Annotated in this window: 7 protein-coding genes; 5 read left to right on the forward strand and 2 right to left on the reverse strand. The window is 41.5% G+C overall.

Going from position 1 to position 7,282, the window contains the following annotated elements; all coding sequences use genetic code 11:
- Nucleotides 1-435: 435 nt before the first annotated feature.
- On the reverse strand, nucleotides 436-1,197 hold the full coding sequence (locus ACUVXA_RS13495) for an SIR2 family NAD-dependent protein deacylase (RefSeq protein ID WP_445871799.1): 762 nt from the start codon (nucleotides 1,195-1,197) through the stop codon (nucleotides 436-438).
- Nucleotides 1,198-1,455: 258 nt separating this feature from the next.
- On the opposite strand from ACUVXA_RS13495, the gene ACUVXA_RS13500 reads away from it, so the two are divergent.
- The 3 genes from ACUVXA_RS13500 to ACUVXA_RS13510 are packed head-to-tail and all read left to right on the forward strand — an operon-like array spanning nucleotide 1,456 to nucleotide 4,655.
- Complete coding sequence (locus ACUVXA_RS13500; protein WP_445871800.1) at nucleotides 1,456-2,085, forward strand: cobalamin B12-binding domain-containing protein; 630 nt, start codon at nucleotides 1,456-1,458, stop codon at nucleotides 2,083-2,085.
- A gap of 4 nt (nucleotides 2,086-2,089) precedes the next feature.
- Entirely contained in the window at nucleotides 2,090-3,343 is a 1,254-nt protein-coding gene (locus ACUVXA_RS13505; protein WP_445871801.1) for a uroporphyrinogen decarboxylase family protein, read from the forward strand.
- 43 nt (nucleotides 3,344-3,386) lie between these two features.
- A complete protein-coding gene (locus ACUVXA_RS13510) occupies nucleotides 3,387-4,655 on the forward strand; it encodes a uroporphyrinogen decarboxylase family protein (RefSeq protein WP_445871802.1) in 1,269 nt (422 codons plus the stop codon).
- Between the two features lie 169 nt (nucleotides 4,656-4,824).
- Here ACUVXA_RS13510 and ACUVXA_RS13515 read toward each other — a convergent pair whose 3' ends face one another.
- The gene (locus ACUVXA_RS13515; protein WP_445871803.1) at nucleotides 4,825-5,244 is read right to left on the reverse strand and encodes an FKBP-type peptidyl-prolyl cis-trans isomerase; all 420 of its coding nucleotides are present in this window, start codon (nucleotides 5,242-5,244) and stop codon (nucleotides 4,825-4,827) included.
- Between the two features lie 240 nt (nucleotides 5,245-5,484).
- On the opposite strand from ACUVXA_RS13515, the gene ACUVXA_RS13520 reads away from it, so the two are divergent.
- Nucleotides 5,485-6,741 carry a uroporphyrinogen decarboxylase family protein gene (locus ACUVXA_RS13520; RefSeq protein ID WP_445871804.1) on the forward strand — a complete coding sequence of 419 codons (1,257 nt, stop codon included), beginning with the start codon at nucleotides 5,485-5,487 and terminating at the stop codon, nucleotides 6,739-6,741.
- Between the two features lie 86 nt (nucleotides 6,742-6,827).
- Complete coding sequence (locus tag ACUVXA_RS13525) at nucleotides 6,828-7,274, forward strand: hypothetical protein (protein WP_445871805.1); 447 nt, start codon at nucleotides 6,828-6,830, stop codon at nucleotides 7,272-7,274.
- Nucleotides 7,275-7,282 lie beyond the last annotated feature (8 nt).

The following is a 7,282-nucleotide window of genomic DNA, read 5'->3' on the forward strand; positions in this document are numbered from 1 at the left end:
AAATGATACAACCCTTGCAAAAACCGTTCTCCAGCTACGGAGATTGAAAGTTTTTAATTGCAGGGCCATTTAACTTTCTTCTTTTCCGTCTGGCAAAAGATGCGGAGTTTAAAACATTGCTGACCACTTTTAGAGTCTGGAAGTTGCCCTCCTCAGAACAGTATAAGACCTATGGCGAGGCAAAAAACAGAATACAACGAATAATTAAGAATGGTTCAATAAAAGAGCGGATAGCAATTTTTCTGTTATACACAAGTCATTACTTGGTATTCATTATTATTGTTTTATACCTGTTTACCCTGTCAGGGATTTTACCTATTGGCTTGTTGAGTTTTAACTTTCTTCTTTTACCCGCTATATTGCTTATGCTGTTCAGTCAATGGTATATGTGGAACACCATCAGATGAGACGCCAATGTTTGAAAAATCTCTTAATCTACTTTTTTATTTCTTGGATGATTTTAGTGAGTATTTCTGAGGCTTTTCCGTGGATTACGATGTCCGAGTTTTCGTCGAACCATGTTTTTTCCAAGTTGATTATAGCTACTTTTTTTCCCTGTTTTTTGATCATTTCTGGGAAACTTCCTGAAGGTTCCACAAGGAGTGTTGAGCCCACCACTAAGAGTAGGTCGCAGTGTTCGAGTTGGTCTAGGCACTGCTGGTAGAGCTGTTGGGGAATTTCTTCGAAGAATAGTGTGGCGTCCGGTTTGAGTATGTGGCCACACCACATGCATCTGGGTACTAGGGAGCACATGGGAACCATTTGATCCATGACGTATTGCCATGGGAATTTTTTTCCACAGTTTACGCATACTGCTCTCCAGGCGGTTCCGTGTAGCTCTATAACGTTTTGGCTGCCTGCTTTCTGGTGTAATCCGTCGATGTTTTGGGTGATTATGCAGGTTATGTGTCCCAGTTTTTCGAGTTCTGCTAGGGCTTGGTGGGTGGGGTTTGGTTCTGCGCGCATGAGGGGTCCGGCGAATTGCATGGCGAGGAACCAGAACTGGTGGGGTTTTAAAACGAAGCTACTAGCGGTTGATAGTTCGGGGTCGTACTTTTTCCAGGTTCCGTTTGGTCCACGGAAATCGGGGATGCCGCTCTCGGTGGAGACTCCGGCTCCTGTCAGTACCACGCACTTGCTGGATTGTTTTACTAGTTCTACTAGTTTTTGGATTTTTCCGTCTAGATCTTGATGCAATTTTTTGTTTCTCCTACGAAATTTGATTGGATTATTGAGTGTATATTAGAACCGAAGCTTGTAGGGAATATATAATTTTTCTATTTACTTCTCTTAGTTTAAACTTAATATATTGTAGGATAAGTTATCCTATTATCAAAAATTTATAATATTCACTAACAACTTCGAGGATAATTTTATTACTATAAAGATAAATATAACTTAGAAATAAACACTAATGAAAGTCAATATAAAATTCGTATTTTGGAGGAGAATATTTTGCCCGAAGATTTAGTTAAATTAATTGTGAGTCTTGATGAGAAGAAGGCTGTAGATCTGGTTCGGAAAAAGGTAAATGCTGGTGAAGATCCCCTTAAAATTTTAGACCAGGTCCGAACAGCTATGGCCAAAGTAGGCGATAAGTTTGAGAAAAAAGAGTTCTTCCTTCCGGATTTAATCATGTCCGGTGAGATTCTGAGACAGATTGCGGAAATCTTAGAACCAAAATTGAAGGCGGGCTCTGAGGTAAAGCGTCTGGGTAAGATTGTACTGGGAACGGTGTTCGGAGACATCCACGACATTGGGAAAGATGTGGTGAAATTCATAATGGATGCAAATGGTTTCGATGTTACAGACCTGGGTGTGGATGTGCCTAAAGAAAAATTCGTAGAAGCAATAAAAACAGAGAATCCAGATATCGTGGCTTTAAGCGGGTTCCTAACACTTGCGTATGATTCTATGAAGGAAACCATTAAAGAAATCGAAAAAGCCGGTCTGAGGGACAAGGTAAAGATTATGATCGGCGGTGGCCAGATGGACGAGACCATAAGAAAATACGTGAATGCCGACGCTTACGGTAAAGATGCTGTGGAAGCTGTGGCCATTGCCAAGAAATGGGTAGGTGCTTAAAAATATGCCGAAATCACCAGAAGAACTTTTTAAAGAGAGAGAACAGAGATGGAACGATGCCGTAGCAATTAAGGAGCCAGATAGAGTTCCGCTCTGTCCTTTCGTTAACTTTTGGCCAGCTCGGTATAAGGGATTGAGTTTTAAGGAAGCCATGTTCGACCACGCGAGAGCAGCGAAAGCCTTTAAGGAAACAGTTATAGAATTCGATTGGGATATGGCCCCCTCAATGTTACCCATGATGTCAGGGAACGTTTTCAAAGCTTTGAAATTAAAGATATTAAAGATCCCCGGGGTGGATCTCCCAGATAATGTAAACTTCCAAGCCGTTGAGATTGAGCATATGAAGGCACAAGATTATCCAGAATTTCTCGCTAATCCGGGAGATTTTATAATCAGAAAATATCTCCCCAGTGTTTTCGGTATCTTCGAATTTCTCAAAACGCTTCCTGAAATCAATTCATTCATGGGCTTGGGTGGAGTTTTAACAATTCCCATGACTGCGATTTCACCAGACTTCGCACAGGCTATAGAGGATCTGAAGAAAGCGGGTGAGGCTCTTATGCAGTGGATGGGTGTACAAATGGGTTATGAGGGAGAAATGAAAAGTCTGGGCTATCCCATACAGGTGAATGCTTTTGCACAGTCTCCTTTCGATGTGGTTTCTGACTATGTTAGGGGAATGCGGGGTGCGATGCTTGACATGTATCGAAACCCGGAAGAACTAAAACACCTAATAGGATTAGTAGAACCCTATCAGGCTCAAGCGGCAATCTCCATGGCTCAAATGTATGGCAATCCCCGAGTGTTCATCCCGCTTCATCGGGGAGCAGGGGGTTTCATGAGTAATGATCAATTCGCTGAATTCTACTGGCCAAGCCTGAAAAAGCTGTTACTTGACGTTGCCAATGCGGGTCTACAACCTATGCCCTTCTTCGAGGGTGACTATACACCTCGTCTAGACTTTCTAAAAGAACTTCCCAAGGGAAAAATCATAGCATGGCTGGATAAAGCTGACATCTTCAAGGCCAAGGAGGAAATCGGAGATAGGTTGTGCCTCAAGGGAAACATACCATCATCACTATACGTCGCCGGCACACCCGCCCAGATGGAGGAGTACTGCAAAAGACTCATCAATGAGGTGGGCGAGGGCGGAGGATTCATGATTGAAGGAGCTCTAGGAATACCTGATGAGGCTAGGCCAGAAAACGTGAAAGTAATGACTGAAGTAACTAAAACCTTTGGAGTATACCGAAAATAAAACACAATAAATCTAGATAATAACGCTTGTTAGGATGAGAAAATTGCCAAAATCACCAGAAGAATTGTATAAGGAAAGAGAACAAAGACTTAAAGATGCTATTGCTCTGAAGGTGCCTGACAGGGTTCCAATCGCACCTCTGATTGGGGGCTTTTTTGTTGCTCGTTACGGCGGAATGACGGTTGAGGAGGCGATGACAAACTTCGACAAGGTTTCCGAAATAGCTAAAAAAATGTACATAGAATATCAGTGGGACACCCATATGGGTATGGGAGGCATATTCCCGAAACCAATGTTTGACACTTTGGGAGTTAAACTCTGGAAATGGCCCGGCGAAATTGGAGGTCTACCCACCGATGTTCCTTACCAGTTCGCGGAGGAGGAGCGTATGACTGCTGATGAGTACCCAGAGTTTCTAGAAAACCCCACTGAATTTATGATTAGAAAGTGGCTTCCCAGAGTTGGCAAAGCCTTTGAGCCCTTAGCGAATCTTCCCTCAATTTTGCAAGGTGTTTGCGGGTATAATCTACTTTTAAATTTAAGCTTCACTTGGGCTTCTCCAGATTTGGCTAAAATGTTTGAATCCATAGTTAAGGCCGGTCAGCGGGCGATGGATTGGCTTAATGCACAGATTAAATTAACCATGGAGTTGTCTGCGCTCGGTTTTCCTGGATTATGGAATGATATGACACAGGCACCTTTCGATGTAGTTTCTGAATTCTTAAGAGGCTTTAGAGGAGCCATGCTTGATATGTACCGAAATCCTGAAGAGCTTAAAAAAGCCTGCGAGATCTTGGTACCTGAAATGATAAAGTATGGTCAAGCAACATTCGCTATGACCGGAAACCCACGAGTCTTTATTCCACTACACAGGGGTGCTGGAGGATTCATGTCAAATGCCCAGTTCGAAGAGTTCTACTGGCCAACCCTCAAAGAAGTAATATTAGCACTAGTGGATAATGGGCAGGTTCCATACGTTTTCTACGAAGGGGACTATGGTCCAAGACTGGAATATCTCAAGGAACTTCCAAGAGGAAAAACAATAGCACACCTCGACAACATCGATATTTTCAAGGCTAAAGAAGTCATAGGGGACACCATCTGCATAAAGGGAAATGTACCCCCTTCACTACTATGTGCTGGCACCCCAGTACAGGTTGAAGAGTACTGTAAAAAACTAATAGAAATAGTCGGGGTAGGCGGAGGCTTCATTATGGACGGAGCGGTATCCGGCATACCAGACGAAGCCAGACCTGAAAATGTTAAAGCTATGACCGAAGCCACTTTCAAGTACGGAGTTTATAGGCAATAACATTTGCTTAAAGAATTTAGATTCCTTTTCTATATCCTCTTTTTTTTAAATCAGTAGTAGGATAAATGTTCCATTGTCTCGAAATAATGATTTTTATCTCTGGCGGAATTGGACTTGTTGCTTTGTTTTAGGAAATGTTTGACGAAAAAAATTGGGAAATACCAAAAAATTAAGATATATCTACGATTTTGATCTTAAAGTTTAAGGTTTGTCCGGCTAATGGATGATTCAAATCAATAGTAACATCTGCATCTGTTATTTCTGTTATTTCTGCAGGTATTTGTACTCCCTCTGGAGTTTTTAACATAAGCATCATACCAACCTCTGCTTCTGCGGGAAGTTTGTCTCTTGGAATTTTTTTGAGTAAATCCGGATCGTGGTCTCCGTAAGCATCATTTGGCTCTATGCTAAACTCTTTTTCTTCTCCTCTTTCCATTCCCATGACTGCTTGATCGAAACCCTTTATTATGCGTCCAGAACCCACTTCAAACTCTAACGGCTGTCTTCCCTCTGATGAGTCAAAAATGGTTCCATCATCTAATTTTCCGGTGTATTCAACTTTTACTTTATCTCCTTTCTTAATTGGCATAACTGTAAACTCCTATATTTTAAAAATAAGCAAAAAAAGCGTATTCAAACGATTTTTTAGCCTATGTATAATCGGGAATACTACTTAAGACTTTTAAATGTTTTTTATTCTTTTGATTTTCCACTTTGTTTTATTTCTGAGCATACGCGAAAAATTATTCATATATCCTATTGTCCTATTTATTAAGCTGTGTTAAGAATAGTTTATGCTTAATACTGATTTGACGAGGTGTTCTGAATTTTGGAATTACCTGAAGAGCTGTTAAGGGAGAGAGAACAGAGGACTAATGATGCCATTAGTTTGAAGGAGCCGGACCGAGTTCCTGTGGCTCCCTATGCTCAATTTTTTCCCGCCCGGTACGGAGGGCTTACTTGCAGAGAGGCGATGTACGAGTATGATCGTTTGGCTGATGCTTGGAAAAAAACTGTTATGGGTTTTGAGTGGGATGCCGCTCCGCCGGCTCATATAATGTTGCCGGGGAAAGTTTTTGATTTGCTTGATTTGAAACTCTTCCGATGGCCGGGCCACGGTTTACCGAATGATGTATCATTTCAGTTTGTTGAAGATGAGTATATGAAGGTAGATGAATACGAGGAAATTTTGGGGAATTTGGGGGAGTTTGTGGTAAGGAAACTTTTGCCAAGGTTTGCTGGTGCCCTGGAGTCGTTTAGCAGTTTCCCAGATTTCAGTTTACTGATTAGGGGCTACAACATTTTTCGGACCGCGGCTCTGGCAGCTTCTTCCCCGGATTTCGCCCAATCCATGGAAGCCCTTATAATGGCGGGACGAGAAATGAACAAATGGTCTTCTAAAATATCTGAGCTACACAGAGAATTAACTGGTGCTGGTTTTCCCATACTTTTTATAGCTTTTGCCCAGTCTCCCTTCGACATTATATCCGAGTTTCTCAGAGGATTCAAGGGATCTAGCCTTGACATGTACAAGAATCCAGAAGAACTTTTGGCTTTAATTGATTTGTTAACGCCTGGCCAGATAGGGGGAGCGATTTCTGCTGCTAAGGGGGGTGGAAACAGTCGGGTGTTTATTCCGCTTCATAGGGGTGCTGCGGGTTTTATGTCCGAGGAGCAGTTTGAAGAGTTCTATTGGCCCAGTCTTAAAAAAATATTTTTGGAATTAATAAAAGTGGGATTAACTCCATTGCCCTTCTTTGAGGGTGATTATGGACCAAGATTAGAATATCTTAGGGGGCTGCCGAAAGGAAAAATAATTGGCCACTTCGACAGAACGGATGTTTTCAAAGCAAAGGAGATTATAGGTGATGTAATTTGTATTAAGGGTAATGTGCCTGCCTCGCTGCTTTGCACCGGGTCACCTAGAGAAGTGGAGGAATATTGTAAAAGGCTTATTGATATTGTTGGTGAGGGTGGCGGATTCATAATGGACGGTGCAGTTAACGGGATACCGGATGAGGCAAAGCCCGAAAATGTGAAGACTATGACTGATTTCACCAAAAGTTATGGGGTTTATCGCAAGTAAAAATAAAATTTGAGAATATTAATATTTGGAATAGGAATTGGATATGTAACTATTCGTTATTGAATGGTGATTGGTGGATAGGTTTGATGAAGATTTACAGGCCGTTGGGCGTAACTGTAATAGCTATATTTTTTATTATTACGGCGGTGCTGGGGTTAACAGCTGGGGTTATGTTTGAGATTTATTATGTGGCGAATTATATTAACTCAATATACACGAACTTATTCTTCAGCCTTAACCTAGTGTACTACATACCGGAATATGGAATCTATTACTTGTTTATGGGTTTGAGTGTGGCTATTAACGACATGTCTTCGGTCATCTATTATCATTTGGCTGTTGTGGCTGTTCTGGTCGGTGCGTTTGTACATCTTATTGCCAGTAGTGGTCTTCTCTACATGAAGAAGTGGGGATATTACCTGACCATTATAATTAGAATACTTAACATAATCGCCCTTGGCATAGTTGGAATAGTGCTAGGCATAATAATACTTGTATACTTATTAGGCGACGTAAAATACGAATTCGAATAAAATAATAT

The organism is Candidatus Jordarchaeum sp. (genome assembly GCF_052745115.1).